Here is a 16,717-nt window from a genome sequence, read left to right on the forward strand (position 1 = left end):
TCAGAGCAGGCGTTGCCAGCGGATGCCCCCGTCCCTCGAACTTCCACTGGATTGAGGGTCGGGGCGGCAACCGGGCCGATTACCACAAATCCGCGCTGCGCTACGAGCGTCCAACAGCCTCCAAGACATTCCCATTTCCTAGATCCCCCATTGCTCGATCGCCGCATTGGCGCCCACGTCGACTTGGTATTTTCGCGTGATAGAAAAGCATTACGCCCACATACAGGCGGCTAACGCAGACTAATTTAGATATAAATCCGCACCTATAATTGTTGATGGATTTTTACCTTCACACTACAAATGCACTTCACGACCTATACTATACGACATTGCCCTACATTTTAAGGGCGAATTCTGCTGGGTTGTATTTCGTATAGAAAATCGGGTATGCCTCCTCGGACATGGAAATCCTACTATACGCTATCGAAAACTGGTCCCTGATCGTCAGCCGGACCAGCGAACATATTGCTATCGTTGGTGTCGCAGTTGGCTTGGCGCTAGCCACCGGCGTGCCGATCGGGGTGGCCATCAGCCAGAATCGACGAGCAGCAGAGGTGACTTTGTCGGTCGCCTCAATCATCATCACCATTCCCTCGATTGCCCTGTTCGGAATCATGATTCCGGTGCTGTCGACGATCGGCCACGGCATCGGCTATGTACCGGCCGTCATTGCGGTCCTGCTCTATTCGCAGCTTCCCATCATCCGCAACACGCATGCGGCCATCTCCAATCTGGACCCTGCCCTGAGGGAAGCCGCGCGCGGCATGGGGCTGACCCGGCTGCAACGCCTGCGCGAAGTTGAACTGCCAATCGCGGTGCCGGTAATCATGGTGGGCGTGCGTATGGCGGTGGTCATGAATATCGGCGTCACCGCGATTGCCGCCTATATCGGTGCTGGCGGGTTGGGCACCTTCATTTCGCGCGGCATCAGCCAAACCGATCCGCGCCAACTCATTACTGGCGCGCTGGCCGTGAGCATTCTGGCAATCATTGCCGATTTTGGCCTGCTGGCCATCCAGCGCCTGCTCACCTCGCCAGGCCTCAGAAAATAATGACAGGACACCAATGATCCGGCTCGAGAATGTTTCAAAAATCTTCCCCAGCAGCACCACGCCAGCCGTCGACCACGTAACGCTGGAGGTGCCCGAAGGGGAAATTTGTGTCCTGCTCGGTCCCTCGGGGTGCGGCAAGACGACGACGATGAAAATGGTCAACCGGCTGATCGAGCCGAGCGGGGGCAACATTTTTATCGGCGGCAAGAACACCGCTGATTATGATCCAGTGCAACTGCGCCGCACCATTGGCTATGTGATCCAGCAGATTGGGCTGTTTCCGAACAAGACCATCGAGGACAATATCTGCCTTGTGCCCGACATGCTGGGCTGGGACCGGAAAAAATCGCGTCGTCGGGCCGCTGAGCTGCTCGAGATGGTGGCGCTCGATCCAAGCATTTTTCTCAAACGCTACCCCAAGGAACTCTCCGGAGGCCAGCAACAGCGTATCGGGGTCTTGCGCGCCATTGCGGCCGACCCTCCGGTCCTGTTGATGGACGAGCCGTTCGGCGCGATTGACCCGATCAACCGGGAGATCATCCAGGGCGAGTTCCTCAAAATGCAGTCGCAGCTGAAAAAGACCATTATGTTTGTCAGTCACGACATTGACGAAGCTGTCAGAATGGCGGACCGCATTGCCATTTTTCGCGGCGGCAAACTGATACAGTATGATACGCCCGACAATATTCTGGCTCATCCCGCCGAGCGGTTCGTCTCCGATTTCGTGGGCGGCGACCGTACGCTCAAGCGCTTGCAGCTGATCACCGTCAACGACGCGATGCAGCACGATCCGCCGCGCGTCACCGCCGATGATAGTCTCAGCGCTGCGGCGGCCATCATGGAAGAACATGGGCATCAGTCCATCGTCATGGTGGGAGGCAATGGCCGGGCGCGCGGCTTCATCCAGTTGAACGTGGCCCAGGCCGGCAAAGGCAAGGTTGGCGATCATCACGAAAATCTGCCGACCACCGTCAAGCCCGATGAGGACTTGCGGACAGCTGTTTCGACCATGTTCCGGCACAACGTGTCCTGGCTGGCCTGTATCGACAAGGACGGCACCTTCAAGGGTTATGTGACGCTGCGCTCGATCACCGGGCTGCTGAGCGAGGCCTACCGCGATGGCTGAAGCAGCACCAGTTTCCCAAAGCCCGCAATGGCGGCGCAACGGCCTCTATCTACTCTGCTTCGTGCTGGGTGCCTGGGCGTGGGGCAGCGGACTGCTGCCTGTTCTGGCCGATCACTGGGACGACATCGTCTATCTGGGCAACGAACATATCCAGCTTGTCGCCATCTCCGGAGGGGCAGCCATCGTGCTCGGCATTCCCGCCGGCATTGCGCTGACGCGACCAGCGTTCCAGCGCTATGGCGACATGGCGCTGCAGCTGCTCAATATCGGAGCAACCGTGCCGACACTCGCGGTGCTGGCGCTGTCGCTGAGCGTTTTTGGCATCGGTAACCCGCCGGCACTGTTTGCGCTGTTCGTTGCCTCGCTGCTGCCAATTGTGGCCAATACCACAGCGGCGTTGCGCGCCGTCCCGCCCCATCTGATCGAGGCCGCCCAAGGCATGGGGCTGAGCCGGCGCCAGATCCTGTGGCAGGTGGAATTTCCCAACGCCCTGTTCGTCATCTATGCTGGGGTGCGAACGGCTCTCGCTATCAACGTGGGCACAGTCCCGCTGGCCTTTCTGATCGGCGGCGGCGGACTGGGTGAACTGATCTTCACCGGCATTGCCCTCAACGAGTTCGGCACCATGCTTTCCGGTGCCATTCCCACCGCGCTTCTGGCGCTTCTGGTCGACATGACCATGACACAGCTCCAGTTCTGGACCATCCCGCGCGGTGTCAATCCGATGCGCTGATCCGAAACGGATATGCGCTTCGATTTTTTGAATCTTACAGGAGAATTCTATTGCAGAAACCGATGCGAGTTCTGGCCATCGCGGCGCTGGCCGCTTTTTCAACCGCCTCAGTGCAGGCCGCGGCGATCGTTGTGGGTGGCAAGGGCTTCACCGAGCAATTGCTTCTGGCTGAAATCACCGCCCAGCTCCTCACCAATGAGGGCTTCGAGGTCGAAAAGCGCGATGGACTTGGCACTCAAGTAGTTCGCGATGCGCAGGTAAACGGCCAGATCGACGTCTATTGGGAGTATACCGGCACGTCGCTGGTGACCTTCAACAAGATCGATGACCGGCTGACGGCTGAAGAGACCTATGCCTTGGTCAGCGAACTCGACGCCGAAGTCGGGCTGACCTGGCTCGATCCTTCCCGCACCAACAATACTTATGCCGTGGCTGTACGTGGGGCCGACGAAAAGACCGACGCCATGGTGACGGTGTCCGATATGGCCCAAGCCTATAACGACGGCGTCAACCTGACGATGGCAATGAGCACCGAATTTCCGGGACGTCCGGATGGCCTGCCCGGCCTGGAAGAAACCTATGACTTCAAGACCACTCGCGCCCAGCGCCGCGCCATGGATCCCGGTCTCGTCTTCCCCACCCTGCGCGATGGCCATACCGATATCGGCCTTGTGACGGGCACGGACGGACGGATTCCGGCTTTCAACTTCCGCATTCTGGAAGACGACAAGGGCTTTTTCCCCAATTATGCAGCAGTCCCCGTCGTGCGCACGGTGGTGTTGGAAGCCAACCCCGAACTCGCCGCACCGCTCAACGCCATGTCGGCTGTGCTGACCGATGAGCTGATGCGGGCGATGAACGCGCAGGTCGACATCGACAACACCTCCATTGAAGAGGTCGCCAAGCAATTCCTGGCCGACAACGACCTTCTTTAATCAAGAAAACGACTTCCCGTTCCCGCATCGGGAACGGGAACGGGAACGGGAACGGGAAGTTTGCCTACGCAACTTGACGTTCGGGTATCGATGATTTTCGCTGCGGCAAAATGCTTCAGATGAAGTTTTTTAGACACCAGACAATAAGGTCGATGCGAAGAACATCCTATCCGTTGAGCACGACCGTCAATACTTCGCTTGCGCGATTTGGTGGCATTTTCACCAATTCAGGCAATGCACTCCTTCAATCTCTGGAAGAGGCCCATGCTGCTACGAAAATTCGGCTAGCACTGGTTTCATGACGACCTCGACTTCACGGTCTTCAATCGTGACCGAGCCTAGCTGCTCGGCAGTGGCCCCGGGAGTAACAAGTGTGTCGGGGACCCGGGTATCCACCTCCATTTTCGCGAAAATTCTTGGTTGCGGTTGATATATTGCTTTGCGTCCGTGGCCCATTTTTGACTTTTTCAGTGATGGCGACTTTCCCCGGCGCGGTTCTGGTACTGCAGAGCAACCAGTACGCCTTTGAAAGGTCGCAACAGCAGCAGCGACAGAACCAACGTGGTAGGAATCCACAAAACCAGGTGCATCCACGGTGCGGGGTGGAACCAGGCCTCGGCGAGATACCAAAAGACCATGATAAGCGGCGCAACAAGGAAGATCACGAACACCGCTGGTCCGTCGCCGCTGTCGGCAAAGCTGTAATCGAGGTCGCAGCTGCTGCAAACCTTTGCGAGGCTCAGGAAGCCGGAAAAAAGCTTACCCTGGCCGCAGCGCGGGCAGCGGCAGAGCAGGCCTTTGACAAAGGCGGAGCTTTCGGGTCTGGACATGGGTTCCTATCAGATGTTGGGGAGCGCACTCACGCTGCGGTCGTCGCGGCCGCGCAGCCGCCACTTGCGGAAGCGCCACCGGTTGATGTCGTGCAGGATTTCCGTAATTCCGGCCATGGGTCGCAGGAGAAGTTCCGGCTCCTGAAGCGCCATCACCTGTCCCGCCATGACCAGGGCATTGCGGTGCTGCCTACCCCGGATGTCGAGGACCCGCACGTTGTCCCAGACTTCACCCATCGCCGTGGCGGCAACATCTGGCGCCTCATCGAAATCATGCTCCGTAAACACGTTGGCGATCAGCCGGCCCTTAGCTTCATCAAGACGGGTATGCGCCAGTCGGAAGAAGCTCATCGACCGGAGGTGCTGCGGCACGAACGCGCCGACATACGCATCCATGACGATGGCGTCGTAGCGGGCCGGGTTATCGCGCAGAAAATCCCGGCCGTCTGCCACGTGGCACGCCACTTCATCCGGCAAATTGAAATAGCGCCGTGCGATGTCGAAGGCGAGCGGGTTGACGTCGACAATGCTGACCTGGACGCCCTTGCTGGCAAGCATCGTCGCCAGGCTTCCGCCGCCGCAGCCGATCATCAGCACGTTGTGCGGGGGCGATTGAGCCAGGAGACCGAATATGCCGTGGACATAGGAGCAGAGGCTGATGCCGTCGGCGTCGGCCTCACTCTGGCAGCAACCGCCCTGTTGGTAGACCAGGGAGCGGTGAAGCTTGGTTTTCAGGATCTGGATATCGCCGGCGTCGCTTCGGATGCGTTCCAACAGGATCATTTTTTCATACCGCTAAAAGAACGTCCTGACTAGACTGCGGCACTGCCGCCCAAGTGATCGAAATGGCGTCACCGCCATGGTGCCAATAAGCCCGCCTCAGACAGACGCAATGAGGGCCGTATTCAGCCCGCTCCACACCATCTGCCCGAAATCGCGCGTCGAAGCGCTTTCGAGCCTGAGGCGCCTTGCAACACTCATTTTTGCTGCGGGCCAACAAGACGGAATTCTTCAGAAGGCGTGAGCAGTAAGGAGCGGTTGCACCGATTTACCAAAGGGCGTGACCGTAGAATACACTACGAAGAGCACAGCTTGGGCATTTATCTGCCACGGTTGTGCACTGGTTCAACCGGCAGATTCCATCATGGCGTCTATCGATCAGCATTGATACCAGCCTTGTATCGAAGCCGTCGAGAAGGCGCTCGGGCCTCCATCGGCGCCATTGACCTTCTACGACGACCGCCGCCGCCATTCGAACCTCGCCGAAAGACGCCCACGATACCGACATCAATGCGCTGATGCCAATCCAGGCAGCGGGATACCGATGGCGATTTGCAGCAATGGACGTGTAGCGGTAATGCTCTAACGCCCCCAGACGCATCCAAAAACACGAATTACCCTTCCCTCAGAGTCGATATTGCCGCCAATGACCCCTGCCCGCTTGAGTGAGTGCTTACAGATAGTCCGCTGGTCCACGCTTACGCTAGCAGAAGCGCTGCATGTGGATATAACCGTGGTGCTGGCATGGTATCACGGCCGCGCGGAAATTCCGGATGGCGTCGCTCGCTGGCTGGTGGATTTGGCCGACGCTCACAGATCAGTGCCGGTGCCGACCGGAGCCGCGTTCTTATGACCTCTACCCGCAAGCCCAAAGACGTCCGCGAGCTAGCCTCCCGTGCTCTATGCGCGTTCGAGAGCGTCCCCGAAGACACCTTGTTTGACGGCCGGCCCATGTGGATGAGCTACTTGGAAGAGGTGGGTGTGATGCTGCAGGCAGTTGAATGGAAGCCAGGTGTCGATGACATGCCCCCTGCCAGCAATCTCAAGCCAGCCCGCGAACTAGCCGCCCGCGCCCTGTGCCGGTTCGACGGTCACCCGGAAGACACCAAGTTCGAGAGGCGGCCGATGTAGGAGAGCTATTTGCCGCAGGCAGATGCGGTGCTTGGGGCAATAGGCGAACGGCCGAGGACGTCGAATGCCCCCAGACCGCTTCAACCAATGCCTTAAGCACGTGCACCGGACACGGAGGTGTGAGCCCATATTCCTGGCTGTGACAAAAGCTAGACGAGACGTCTTCGAAATATCGCCTGAACTAGGTGTTTATATGCCCTTCCTGCTTCGCTGATGCGAAGGCGGGCTTCTGGTGCCGTCACGTTCTACCGCAAGCCGAAGTCAAGATGGTACTCGACGAAAGCTCGCCCGAACGATCGCTCCGCGCCGGTCTGCCAAGTGTCACGGTCGTTCGCCAGAGACCACTCATAGTTCGTCGATCATCCGGCACGATCTGGCAATGAGGCAGCATCCAACTGCGCGAATGCGCGATCGACCAATTGGCGAAGCACCAGGCTTTCGTCACCCGCCCAGAGCAACCAACACCGATCAAACACCGCGACCGCCGCCGCCGCCAGGGCATTTGCGGCCAAGGCATCATGGCCCTGCTCGACGAGCGCGCCCACCAGCCTGTCGACCTGAGGACGGCGCGCACGCTGCAATCGAGCGCCGAGCACGGGGGTTGTGCGCACCAGGGCAAGACGCGCCCGAACGCGTTCGGGCGTGGCCTCGGCGTCAGAGATAATGGGCTGGAAGGCCGCCTTCAGGCGCTGCCAGGTGGAAACAGAACGCGCGTGCCGAGCTTGGCTGAAGGCTGCCGCGAACAGATCCTCAGACCCCAGCATGGCCGCCACGACAATATCTTCCTTCGATCCAAGGTGACGAAAGAAGGTGGCGCGCGAAATGCCCAGCGCATCGGCGAGTTCCTCGGCCGTCTGCTCATAGCCGTTCTCGAGCACCAGATCGAAGGCGGCACTGGCCAGCTCTTGGCGCATCACCGCGCGCGCCCGCTCTTTAAGGTCAAAGGTCACGTCATCGCCCTTGCAACACGACGGATCGATTGATACTCAGTCTCAATTAAAATATCAAGTCTCACTATCGAGGTCCTTTTGAACATCGCCGCCCACGAAACCTTTGCGTCACCATACAGCAATGCCCGCCAAAATCTGATTGTCGGCGCACTGGCTTTCGCCGGCATGGGCGGCTCGTTCATGCAGACCATCCTGATCCCCATTCAGGGCGAGTTGCCGAGGCTTCTGGATGCACCAGCCGGTGACACCGCCTGGGTCATCACCTCGACGCTGCTCGCAGGCTCGGTCTGCACGCCCATCGCCGGAAAGCTCGGCGACATGTTCGGCAAGCGCAAAATAGCGCTCATCCTGATGGCGCTGATCGTGCTCGGCTGCATGATCTGCCTGTTCTCCACGGGTCTGCCCATGCTGATTGTCGGCCGCACGCTGCAGGGCGTCGGTATGGGCGTCATTCCCTTGGGCATTTCGATGCTGCGTGACGTCGTTGATCCACGCAAACTGGGCACCTCAATCGCCCTGGTCAGCGCCACGCTCGGCGTCGGTGGCGCCATCGGCCTGCCCCTCAGTGCCTATGTCACGCAGAATTTCGACTGGCACATGCTGTTCGTCGTGGCAGGGGCGATTTCCACTATCTCCCTCGTGCTGATGGCGACCATTGTTCCCAATACCACGGTGAAGGCGGGGGGACGCTTTGATCTGCTCGGCGCAATCGGCCTGGTGATTGGCCTCGTCGGCGTGCTGCTTGCCGTGTCGCAGGGCAATCGATGGGGCTGGACCTCGGTCTCAACCTTGACCAGCGTTGGTGTCGGCGTCCTGGCCTTTGCAGCCTGGGCCTGGCATGAGCTGCGCGTGAACAACCCCCTGGTCGATCTGCGCGTCAGTGCCCGCCCGGCAGTACTGCTGACCAATCTGGCGTCGATTGCCATGGGCTTTGCTCTGTTTTCCTCCAGCATCGCCTTCCCCCAGCTACTCGGCCTGCCGATTGCATCAGGCGGCCTGGGGGTCGATCTATTGCTGGCCAGTATTGTGCTGATGCCCTCCGGGCTGGCCATGCTGGCCATGTCACCTATCGCCGGGCGGCTGTCGCTTCGCGTCGGCCCCCGCTTCCTGCTGATCGCCGGCGCCAGCGTCATCGCCTTCGCCTACCTGCTCTGCGTGGTGTTTCAGCTCAATTTCTGGCTCATCGCGCTCATCAACACCATCATCGGTGTCGGCATCGGCCTAGGCTATGCCGCCATGCCCGCCCTCATCATGTCGGCCGTTCCTCGCAACGAGACCGGCGCTGCCAACGGGCTCAATGCCCTGATGCGCTCGCTTGGCACCACTAGCGCGGCAGCAATCGTCGGCGCCATCCTGGCCGGCGCAACGGCGGGCAATCAGACGGGGTCTTTTGCCATCGTCTTCATCCTGGGCTTTCTCGCCGCAGCGCTGTGCGCCACGATCGGTTGCTTCATCCCTAAATCTGCCAACCAGAACGTGTGAGGTCGCGTAAACATAGGTTTCACTTCAACAAAAGGGACGCCCACGGGTAGGCGATCCATGTCTGACGCTGAAATCAGCAGGGTGCCGCGCGTTGGCCGATATGGGGCTCCGTCAGCGTCGTTCGAATATCCATTTCCCATCCTCCATGCAGCGGATAATGACACGGCTTCGGTCAGCCTCTCATCGTCATTGGACCGATACCAAGATGCTATAATTTGTTCATGATTGTGATCATGAGTAACGAAATTGACTGACGCCCCACATGCTAAAATTGGCCCGGCATCTTCACGCGCGGGGGAAGTGTTCTTTGCATTTCTAAAGCTGGGTCTCACCTCCTTTGGCGGACCCATCGCGCATCTCGGCTATTTCCGGGATGAGTTGGTGGTGCGCCGGCAATGGCTCGATGAGGCAGACTATGCCGAGCTCGTCGCGCTCTGCCAATTCCTGCCCGGCCCCGCCTCCAGCCAGGTTGGGTTCGCGCTTGGCCTGCTCCGCGCTGGACCACTCGGGGCCCTGGCGGCTTGGGCTGCATTCACCCTGCCTTCGGCGCTGATCCTGGTGCTTTTTGCCTATAGCGCCGCTGCGTTTGCCGGACCGGTGGGCCTTGGCCTGCTGCACGGGCTCAAAATCGTCGCCGTCGCGGTGGTCGCCCAGGCGGTATGGGGCATGGCGCGGACGCTGGCGCCGGATCGGGAACGGGCCAGCATTGCGCTGGCAGCTGTTTTAATCGTGGTGCTCCTGGCCGGCGCACTTGGACAGATCGCCGCTATCGTCGTCGGGGCGCTTGCCGGGCTGTGGCTATGCCGGACCGCTCCTGTGGCCGTGGCTGCGCAACTGAAATTCCCTGTCACCAAGCGGGCTGGGGCCATCGCGCTGGCGCTGTTCCTGCTGCTGATCGGCCTGCCTATGCTCGCTGGGGCGTCGCCTCTGCCGGGGCTGGCATTATTCGACGCTTTCTACCGAGCCGGATCGCTGGTCTTTGGTGGCGGGCATGTGGTGTTGCCCTTGCTTGAAGTCGAGGTAGTGCACCCGGGGTGGATCAGTGACGATGCGTTCCTGGCGGGCTATGGCGCGGCGCAAGCCATGCCGGGGCCGTTATTCACCTTTGCCGCCTATCTCGGCGCGATCATGGGGCCGGCGCCGCATGGCTTGGCCGGGGCCGTCATTGCGCTGCTGGCCATCTTCCTGCCGGGCTTCCTGCTGCTGCTTGCGGCGCTGCCATTCTGGGATGCGCTGCGCTCCCGGCCCGCCATGCAGGCGGCCATGCGGGGCGCCAATGCCGCCGTGGTCGGACTGCTTGGGGCCGCGCTCTACGATCCGGTTTGGACCAGTGCCATTGTCGGTCCCTATGATTTTGCGTTGGCCTTGACGGGCTTTGTATTGCTGACCGTCTGGAAGGCCCCGCCCTGGATCGTGGTCGCGCTCATGGCGCTGAGCGGCATGGGTTTGAGCTTGCTTGTACCCGCCCATTGACAGACCTAAATATATCCAACAATCTGGATATATGGACTCAATAACTGCAATCCCGGCTTTGGCCGCACTCGCCCAATCGACCCGGCTCGAGACGTTCCGACTGCTGGTGCGGCATGAACCGGAGGGACTGCCCGCTGGCGAACTCGCCCGGCTGCTTGATATTCCGCAAAACACCATGTCGGCGCATCTGGCAACGCTGTCCCGGGCGGGACTGGTCGAGGGCGAACGGCAGAGCCGCTCGATCATCTATCGCGCCAAGCTCGACCAGCTCCGCGACCTCATGCTGTTTCTGGTCAAGGATTGTTGCGGCGGCAGTGCCGAACTCTGCGCCCCGTTGATTGCCGCACTTACGCCCTGCTGCGCCCCGCAAGAGGCTCGTCAGTAAGTGGCGACTATCGACCTCCCCCGCCGCCTGACCGCCGAGGCGCTGGGCACCGCCATGCTGGTCGCGACCATCGTCGGCTCCGGCATCATGGCGCAATCGCTAACGGACGATACCGCCCTAGCCCTGCTCGCCAATACCGTGGCGACGGGCGCCATTCTGGTGGTGCTGATTGCGATAATGGGGCCGATATCGGGGGCGCATTTCAATCCGGCCGTATCGCTCGTCTTCGTCCTGCGCCGGGAGCTCAGCATCCGCGATGCGGGGCTCTATGCCGCCGTTCAGATACTCGGCGGCATGGTTGGCACCATCGCCGCCCACCTGATGTTCGCGTTGCCGCTGGTGCAAACCTCCAGCAAAATCAGGACCGGCGAGGCGCAGTGGTTTTCCGAGGGCGTGGCGACGTTTGGCCTCGTCGCGGTCATCCTGGCGGGGCTGCGGTTTGACCGCAAAGCGGTGCCCTGGCTGGTCGGTCTCTACATCACCGCCGCCTATTGGTTCACCGCTTCAACGGCCTTTGCCAACCCCGCCGTCGCCATCGCCCGGTCGCTGACCGATAGTTTTTCCGGCATTCGCATGCGCGATGTGTCCGGCTTTATCCTGGCGGAACTGGTCGGCGCCGTGCTGGCCCTGGCCCTCATGTCCTGGCTGCTGCAGGCATCCGCCGAGGGCCCTGCCCCGATCAATTCCGGAGATCAACAATGACCATTACCATCTATCACAACCCCGATTGCGGCACCTCGCGCAACACCCTCGCCATGATCCGCCAAAGTGGGGAAGAACCCGAGATTATCGAGTATCTCAAGACGCCGCCGACGCGGGCGCGCCTGGTTGAACTGATCGCGGCGGCGGGCCTGACCGTGCGGCAGGCGCTTCGGCAGAAGGACACGCCTTACGCTGAACTCGGTCTGGGTGATGAAACCCTGTCGGACGAGCAGTTGCTTGATGCCATGGAGGCGCACCCGATCCTGATCAATCGCCCCCTTGTGGTCAGCCCCATAGGGGTGCGGTTGGCGCGCCCTTCCGAAGTCGTTCTCGAGATTCTGCCCAATCCAAATATCGGAGAATTTATCAAGGAAGATGGCGAAATCATCCGTGCTGAAGGCCCGACTCGTGACTGATGCATCCGACTTGCCGAATCTTGTCCCGGGCCTGTTCGATCGGCCTGACCTTGAGCGTTTGACTGCCGCAAAGCTTGATCACAAGCCGCGCATTTTGCTGCTCTACGGCTCGTTGCGCGAGCGCTCCTATAGCCGGCTGCTGACCTTTGAAGCACAACGCCTGCTCGATGCCATGGGCGCGGACACCCGCATCTTTCATGCGCATGGCTTGCCACTCCCCGATGATGCTGCGGCCGAGCATCCCAAGGTGCAGGAGTTGCGCGAGGCCATGCTGTGGTCGGAAGGCCAGGTCTGGACCAGTCCGGAACGACACGGCGCGATGAGCGCGGTGATGAAGGCGCAGATCGACTGGATCCCCCTGCCCGGCGGCGCCATCAGACCAACACAGGGACGAACGCTCGCCGTCATGCAGGTATCGGGCGGCTCGCAGTCCTTTAACGCCGTCAACCAGATGCGCATTCTCGGCCGCTGGATGCGTATGGTCACGATCCCCAACCAATCCTCGGTTGCCAAAGCCTGGCAGGAGTTCACAGCCGAGGGCCGCATGAAACCCTCGTCCTATTACGAGCGGGTCGTCGACGTGATGGAAGAGTTGATGAAGTTCACGCTGCTGACGCGCGGGGTTTCCGAGCACCTGACTGATCGCTATAGCGAGCGAAAGGAGGTGGCCGCAAAGCTGGAGGAACGCACCAGTTTGCGATCCATCTAGGTAGATTGCGGGCCGGCCACTTCAGGATCTGCCGGTTGGCTTGATGCCGACTGCAGCGCCCAGCACTGTGTCGAACACGCGCTCAGGCGCGATCTCCGGCCCGGCCGCCTGCGCCGCGCCAAGATAGGTCATCAGCGGCGCCATTGGGGTCACCAGCACCCGCCAGAGGGACCATAGGCCCACGGTCATCGGATACCAAATTCATCCATCTCCGGCCCAATCACCATCAGGCGCTTAGGGCCAACTCGGCCCGGTTTACGCGGAACAGCGCCGCGATCACGTCCGATTGCGTGACCACGCCGGCCAAATGGCCATCGGGGTAACCACTGGCACATGATGGTGCCCGGTTTCCGCCATGACCTGCACCACCCAGGCTATCGGGGTGATGGTGAGCACGCAGCGCACGTCCTTCGTCATCACCTCGCGCGCCTTGCCCCGGAGGGGGCGATCCGAATTTGCGATGGCGGGCAAGCGCCAGCCCGTGCCAGGGCGGGTGGCGGCGGGGCCCCAATCGGCCTTGTCGAGAAGGTCGGTCTGGGTGACGATGCCGACCACCTTGCGGGCGCTGTCGATTACCGGCAGGGCCTTGACGCCCGTGCTGCGCAGCAGCTTGAGCACGATCCGCAGCGAGGTGCCCGGGGCAATGCTGGCAATGTACTGAGACATCACTGCCGCCGCATCGAGGCCGCCCGACCGGCGGGCAAAGGCAAGCACTTCCGCCGCTGCAGCACCTCTTCAAGATCGGCGGGGTCAACGGGCAGCACCTCGTCGCGTTCACGAATGGCGGCACTGAGGTCGTCTGTGGTGACGCCAAGACCGCCCCCTGCCCCGCGCGACACGATGGGCACCAGGGCGCTGGGCCGATGCGGATAAGCCTTCCGGGTCAGTCGGTTGTAAATGATCGCGGCGAGCAACAGAACGGATGAGCCGGCCAGCACTGGCGGCACTATTGCCCCCAGCGAGCGCATGGGCGAAGCTCTCCTGTCCGGATTTTGGATGGATTCAGGCAAGCGACGGCCTGCTAACCAGGTTGCCAAATGCTCGAAGCGACTACCCATGAGTTGGCCGGCCAGGCCGTTGGACTGCTTGCGCTGGTCTTTTGCGTCGCGGCGTTTGCCAGCAGAAGCGATGATCGGCTACTGGCCATCCTGATACTGGGCAATATCGCCTTCGCTATTCAGTTCGCACTCTTTGGGTCCTGGGTCGCTTCTGGCGTCTCGGCGGTGATCATTCTTCGTATCCTGCTCGCAAGGCGGATGCCTGGAAGCTGGACGGGCATGCTGGCAACTTTTGCGGTAACCGGCACCGTCGCTGCCGTGACGTGGGCCACTCCTATGGACGCCTTCCCCCTGGCTGCGGGATTGATCGGAACCTATGCAATGTTCATGCTGCGGGGCATACCTATGCGCCTTGCACTGGCCGCCGCGGGGCTTTGCTGGATCGCCACCAATCTTCTGATCGGATCAGTTGGGGCGCTTGCTGCGGAGGCATTCATCCTCGCCGCGAACCTTTTGACGATCACCCGAATTGCCCGCGGGCAAGCCACGCAAAACGGCTAGACTCACACCCTGACCACCAGGCCGATGCGGCGCAGGTTGCTCTCTATCGATCCATCCATGTGCATCGTGCCGGGGTTGAGTAGGCAGCGCTCTTGGCTGTGAATAGGCGCGTGGTTTGGGTGCCGATCGGCACGGTAAGTCTTTGAAATCTCAATCACCGGCGGGGTCACATGATGGCGCCGAATTGCAGCTCAACATTTTGCCGGCGGCGCGCGCTGCGGTGCGAAAATGAGTTCCAACGCTACGATGCGAGCTGGGATTATATCATCGACACATTCCTGACACCCCAAACTAAATAATTCGGGGCTCAAACTGCCTAACGCCGCTTCATCTTGGAGCGGCGTTACTCCCCTGGCTTATGCCAAGGGCTGGGGAATGGGGGGAGGTGAGCCGCGCTGCCCAAGCAACGGCTATGGGGTTGCGCCCGTTCGGACGAGGCCAATCACCTCAATAAGTGACCCACGGGGTGCGCTTCCAATGGAGAGGCGTGGGGCCTTGGTCTGAATATGGTCACAGCAGGCCGGGGGAGCCTTGCGGACTAGTTCTCAGCGTAGAAGGCAATCACCTCTTCGCGCGTGATCGAATTATCGCCATTCTTGTCGAAGGCCCCGAACAACTCATCGGCGTAGGCAGTCGCCTCCTCATAAATAATATGCGGGATATTGGGCGTTGCAGGCTTGGCATAGGCAAAGCCCACAACGGCGACAAAAACTGATGCAGCAATCAAAACGATTTTCATTTGGGAATACCCCTGAGTGGAATTCAGCCATGGTCGCTAACACCCGAACAGGCGTCAACCGCAAGAAATTCCTTATACTCAAGAATAGGTTGCGAAGGAACGCCCGTCCTTGCGCTCCGATGCACCCACCTGCTGAGAGATTCTGAGGGCCGGGCTTTAACCGGCTGTCGGGAAGGTTGGGGCGAATTCGCGGCCTACCCTGCCATCCCACAGCTTGGGCTCCCCGCGACGGTACACCCAACTCGTTTCCTGCTGCGCGTGTCCTTCCACGCCGCCGCCTCAAACTCTGCTTGTCGAGGATGTGCGCAGTATGCACACCCTTGAGAAACAGACCGCGCCACCCGAGCAGGTGACGCGAAAGATGCCTACGACATCGCGCAACAATGCCTGCGGATTTGCTCCAAAGGCCGTCCTTGTCTAGAAGGAGCGCCTCTGGCTGCTGATGAAGTCGCTTCCACCCGGGCTTTTAAAACGGGCATCGAAGCTCAGCTACTGTCTCGAACCCTGGAGTCTCCTTTACAGTGCTGTATATCAAATCCCTCGTAGTCACCGTTAGCTCTATCGCGCTCTTGAGTGTCGCCCCGATCTCAAACGCAGTCGCCAACGACATGCCCGGTCAGGGAGTGAGCGTCAACATGGCTCAGGCGACATGGGACACGGGCTGGTTCTACGCTGAAATCTACCGCCAGCTGCTTGTCGAGTTAGGCTACGAAGTCCCGCAGATCGTAACGCTTGACGCACCTCTTTTCTATCAAGCAGTGGCCCAGGGTGATATGGATCTCTGGGTTGATGGCTCCTTCCCTTTGCACGACTCCTACCGTCGGGCTTTTGAGCAGGGTGCCGAGATTGTTGGGGCGGTTGTTGCTGCTGGTACTACCGAGGGGTACCTGGTCAACATCTCGGCAATCAAGGAGTTCAACATCAGGACGCTCGATGATTTCAAGCGCGATGAAGTTAAGGCGGCATTTGATCGCAATGGCGACGGCCTGGCCGACCTAGTAGCGTGTCCTGCCGGATGGGGATGCGAGCTCATGATTGAGCACCATCTCGATGCCTATGAACTGCGCGAGCATATCAACCCGATCAAGGCAGGCTATCCCGCATCCATGGCCGACGCTATCGCGGCGTACGAAGCGGGTGAAAACATCCTCTTTTATACATGGACTCCGAACTGGACTTTGAATGAGTTGGTCCCGGGAGAAGACGTGATGTGGATCGAGGTCCCTGAAGTCAATATACCTGACATGAGCCTTGCCCAAACAGCGACCATAGAGGGTGTCGTGGGTTGTGTTGCTGACCCATGCACCGTGGGGTTCCCTGGCGGCGATATCGTGCCGGTAGCCAATTCGGCGTTTCTCGAAGAGAACCCGGCCGTGCGTGCGCTGCTTGAAGTCGCCTCGGTGCCGCTGGCTGACATCTCCGCACAGAACGCTGCCATGTATGCTGGTGATGATGATTTCGTCGCTCACGCCACGGCATGGATCGAAGATAACCGCGAAACTGTCGATGGATGGCTCGGCGCTGCCCGCGCTGCCGTCGAGTAGGGCAAGAGGCACTTAGCAATATCATGGGCCGGGGCAGACAAATCCCGGCCCGTTGTTTTAGGATTCGTTTACTTGGCGTGGTCAAGGCAAGCCTGCTTCAAGCCGCCGACATTTATCCTCGCCCTCCGTAAGGACACCGACCGGCATACGGGCGCCCCTCGCCCAAGCCCC

Annotated in this window: 20 protein-coding genes; 13 read left to right on the forward strand and 7 right to left on the reverse strand. The window is 60.3% G+C overall.

All coding sequences use genetic code 11. From position 1 onward, the window contains the following. Nucleotides 1-401: 401 nt before the first annotated feature. From ACX3OW_RS21115 to ACX3OW_RS21130, 4 genes are read left to right on the forward strand one after another with little or no spacing between them, the layout of a single operon-like run. Nucleotides 402-1,052, forward strand: a complete 651-nt coding sequence (locus ACX3OW_RS21115; protein ID WP_459097761.1) for an ABC transporter permease — start codon at nt 402-404, stop codon at nt 1,050-1,052. Nucleotides 1,053-1,065: 13 nt separating this feature from the next. Next, entirely contained in the window at nt 1,066-2,178 is a 1,113-nt protein-coding gene (locus ACX3OW_RS21120; RefSeq protein WP_459097762.1) for an ABC transporter ATP-binding protein, read from the forward strand. After that, the gene (locus tag ACX3OW_RS21125) at nt 2,171-2,911 is read left to right on the forward strand and encodes an ABC transporter permease (protein ID WP_459097763.1); all 741 of its coding nucleotides are present in this window, start codon (nt 2,171-2,173) and stop codon (nt 2,909-2,911) included. The genes ACX3OW_RS21120 and ACX3OW_RS21125 overlap by 8 nt, the downstream gene beginning before the upstream one ends. A 50-nt stretch (nt 2,912-2,961) precedes the next feature. Continuing rightward, nucleotides 2,962-3,846 (forward strand): glycine betaine ABC transporter substrate-binding protein, encoded by an 885-nt coding sequence (locus ACX3OW_RS21130; RefSeq protein ID WP_459097764.1) that lies wholly within the window; start codon nt 2,962-2,964, stop codon nt 3,844-3,846. A gap of 467 nt (nt 3,847-4,313) precedes the next feature. Here the strand turns inward: ACX3OW_RS21130 and ACX3OW_RS21135 are convergent, their stop codons facing one another. Together ACX3OW_RS21135 and ACX3OW_RS21140 are read right to left on the reverse strand one after the other, a co-directional pair. Further along, entirely contained in the window at nt 4,314-4,676 is a 363-nt protein-coding gene (locus ACX3OW_RS21135; protein ID WP_459097765.1) for a DUF983 domain-containing protein, read from the reverse strand. Nucleotides 4,677-4,685: 9 nt separating this feature from the next. Further along, on the reverse strand, nt 4,686-5,459 hold the full coding sequence (locus ACX3OW_RS21140; RefSeq protein WP_459097766.1) for a spermidine synthase: 774 nt from the start codon (nt 5,457-5,459) through the stop codon (nt 4,686-4,688). Between the two features lie 846 nt (nt 5,460-6,305). On the opposite strand from ACX3OW_RS21140, the gene ACX3OW_RS21145 reads away from it, so the two are divergent. Next, nucleotides 6,306-6,587 (forward strand): hypothetical protein, encoded by a 282-nt coding sequence (locus ACX3OW_RS21145; protein ID WP_459097767.1) that lies wholly within the window; start codon nt 6,306-6,308, stop codon nt 6,585-6,587. Between the two features lie 359 nt (nt 6,588-6,946). On the opposite strand, the gene ACX3OW_RS21150 is transcribed toward ACX3OW_RS21145, so the two are convergent. After that, complete coding sequence (locus ACX3OW_RS21150; protein WP_459097768.1) at nt 6,947-7,537, reverse strand: TetR/AcrR family transcriptional regulator; 591 nt, start codon at nt 7,535-7,537, stop codon at nt 6,947-6,949. A 78-nt stretch (nt 7,538-7,615) separates the two neighbouring features. Here ACX3OW_RS21150 and ACX3OW_RS21155 point away from each other — a divergent pair, with 78 nt between their 5' ends. The 6 genes from ACX3OW_RS21155 (at nt 7,616) to arsH (ending at nt 12,704) form a co-directional block, all read left to right on the forward strand. Continuing rightward, on the forward strand, nt 7,616-9,019 hold the full coding sequence (locus tag ACX3OW_RS21155; RefSeq protein ID WP_459097769.1) for an MFS transporter: 1,404 nt from the start codon (nt 7,616-7,618) through the stop codon (nt 9,017-9,019). A gap of 300 nt (nt 9,020-9,319) precedes the next feature. Beyond that, the gene (gene chrA / locus ACX3OW_RS21160; protein ID WP_459097770.1) at nt 9,320-10,492 is read left to right on the forward strand and encodes a chromate efflux transporter; all 1,173 of its coding nucleotides are present in this window, start codon (nt 9,320-9,322) and stop codon (nt 10,490-10,492) included. Between the two features lie 31 nt (nt 10,493-10,523). Beyond that, complete coding sequence (locus ACX3OW_RS21165) at nt 10,524-10,877, forward strand: ArsR/SmtB family transcription factor (RefSeq protein ID WP_459097771.1); 354 nt, start codon at nt 10,524-10,526, stop codon at nt 10,875-10,877. Further along, the gene (locus tag ACX3OW_RS21170) at nt 10,878-11,579 is read left to right on the forward strand and encodes an aquaporin (RefSeq protein WP_459097772.1); all 702 of its coding nucleotides are present in this window, start codon (nt 10,878-10,880) and stop codon (nt 11,577-11,579) included. Further along, nucleotides 11,576-11,995, forward strand: coding sequence for an arsenate reductase (glutaredoxin) (arsC, locus tag ACX3OW_RS21175; protein ID WP_459097773.1), 420 nt, complete (start codon nt 11,576-11,578; stop codon nt 11,993-11,995). The genes ACX3OW_RS21170 and arsC overlap by 4 nt, the downstream gene beginning before the upstream one ends. Further along, nucleotides 11,988-12,704 carry an arsenical resistance protein ArsH gene (gene arsH, locus ACX3OW_RS21180; protein ID WP_459097774.1) on the forward strand — a complete coding sequence of 239 codons (717 nt, stop codon included), beginning with the start codon at nt 11,988-11,990 and terminating at the stop codon, nt 12,702-12,704. Before arsC ends, arsH begins: the two co-directional genes overlap by 8 nt. Before the next feature lie 21 nt (nt 12,705-12,725). Here arsH and ACX3OW_RS21185 read toward each other — a convergent pair whose 3' ends face one another. From ACX3OW_RS21185 to ACX3OW_RS21195, 3 genes are all read right to left on the reverse strand, one after another. Beyond that, nucleotides 12,726-12,893 (reverse strand): hypothetical protein, encoded by a 168-nt coding sequence (locus tag ACX3OW_RS21185; RefSeq protein ID WP_459097775.1) that lies wholly within the window; start codon nt 12,891-12,893, stop codon nt 12,726-12,728. 87 nt (nt 12,894-12,980) lie between these two features. After that, a complete protein-coding gene (locus tag ACX3OW_RS21190) occupies nt 12,981-13,370 on the reverse strand; it encodes a CBS domain-containing protein (protein ID WP_459097776.1) in 390 nt (129 codons plus the stop codon). Then, nucleotides 13,370-13,672, reverse strand: coding sequence for an HPP family protein (locus ACX3OW_RS21195; protein ID WP_459097777.1), 303 nt, complete (start codon nt 13,670-13,672; stop codon nt 13,370-13,372). Before ACX3OW_RS21195 ends, ACX3OW_RS21190 begins: the two co-directional genes overlap by 1 nt. A gap of 69 nt (nt 13,673-13,741) precedes the next feature. Here ACX3OW_RS21195 and ACX3OW_RS21200 point away from each other — a divergent pair, with 69 nt between their 5' ends. Next, entirely contained in the window at nt 13,742-14,263 is a 522-nt protein-coding gene (locus ACX3OW_RS21200) for a YgjV family protein (RefSeq protein ID WP_459097778.1), read from the forward strand. A gap of 538 nt (nt 14,264-14,801) precedes the next feature. On the opposite strand, the gene ACX3OW_RS21205 is transcribed toward ACX3OW_RS21200, so the two are convergent. Further along, on the reverse strand, nt 14,802-15,002 hold the full coding sequence (locus tag ACX3OW_RS21205; RefSeq protein WP_459097779.1) for an EF-hand domain-containing protein: 201 nt from the start codon (nt 15,000-15,002) through the stop codon (nt 14,802-14,804). Between the two features lie 521 nt (nt 15,003-15,523). On the opposite strand from ACX3OW_RS21205, the gene proX reads away from it, so the two are divergent. Continuing rightward, nucleotides 15,524-16,546, forward strand: coding sequence for a glycine betaine/L-proline ABC transporter substrate-binding protein ProX (proX, locus tag ACX3OW_RS21210; RefSeq protein WP_459097780.1), 1,023 nt, complete (start codon nt 15,524-15,526; stop codon nt 16,544-16,546). Nucleotides 16,547-16,717 lie beyond the last annotated feature (171 nt).

The organism is Devosia sp. A449, assembly GCF_054489375.1.

What these genes read in the sequence shown, in the direction of transcription:
- ACX3OW_RS21200 (WP_459097778.1), top strand. Translation starts at nt 13,742, where the DNA reads ATGCTCGAAGCGACTACCCATGAGTTGGCCGGCCAGGCCGTTGGACTG.
- ACX3OW_RS21135 (WP_459097765.1), bottom strand. Translation starts at nt 4,676, where the DNA reads ATGTCCAGACCCGAAAGCTCCGCCTTTGTCAAAGGCCTGCTCTGCCGC.
- ACX3OW_RS21125 (WP_459097763.1), top strand. Translation starts at nt 2,171, where the DNA reads ATGGCTGAAGCAGCACCAGTTTCCCAAAGCCCGCAATGGCGGCGCAAC.
- ACX3OW_RS21145 (WP_459097767.1), top strand. Translation starts at nt 6,306, where the DNA reads ATGACCTCTACCCGCAAGCCCAAAGACGTCCGCGAGCTAGCCTCCCGT.
- ACX3OW_RS21190 (WP_459097776.1), bottom strand. Translation starts at nt 13,370, where the DNA reads ATGTCTCAGTACATTGCCAGCATTGCCCCGGGCACCTCGCTGCGGATC.
- ACX3OW_RS21140 (WP_459097766.1), bottom strand. Translation starts at nt 5,459, where the DNA reads ATGATCCTGTTGGAACGCATCCGAAGCGACGCCGGCGATATCCAGATC.
- ACX3OW_RS21185 (WP_459097775.1), bottom strand. Translation starts at nt 12,893, where the DNA reads ATGACCGTGGGCCTATGGTCCCTCTGGCGGGTGCTGGTGACCCCAATG.
- ACX3OW_RS21205 (WP_459097779.1), bottom strand. Translation starts at nt 15,002, where the DNA reads ATGAAAATCGTTTTGATTGCTGCATCAGTTTTTGTCGCCGTTGTGGGC.
- ACX3OW_RS21165 (WP_459097771.1), top strand. Translation starts at nt 10,524, where the DNA reads ATGGACTCAATAACTGCAATCCCGGCTTTGGCCGCACTCGCCCAATCG.
- ACX3OW_RS21120 (WP_459097762.1), top strand. Translation starts at nt 1,066, where the DNA reads ATGATCCGGCTCGAGAATGTTTCAAAAATCTTCCCCAGCAGCACCACG.
- arsC (WP_459097773.1), top strand. Translation starts at nt 11,576, where the DNA reads ATGACCATTACCATCTATCACAACCCCGATTGCGGCACCTCGCGCAAC.
- ACX3OW_RS21115 (WP_459097761.1), top strand. Translation starts at nt 402, where the DNA reads ATGGAAATCCTACTATACGCTATCGAAAACTGGTCCCTGATCGTCAGC.
- ACX3OW_RS21195 (WP_459097777.1), bottom strand. Translation starts at nt 13,672, where the DNA reads ATGCGCTCGCTGGGGGCAATAGTGCCGCCAGTGCTGGCCGGCTCATCC.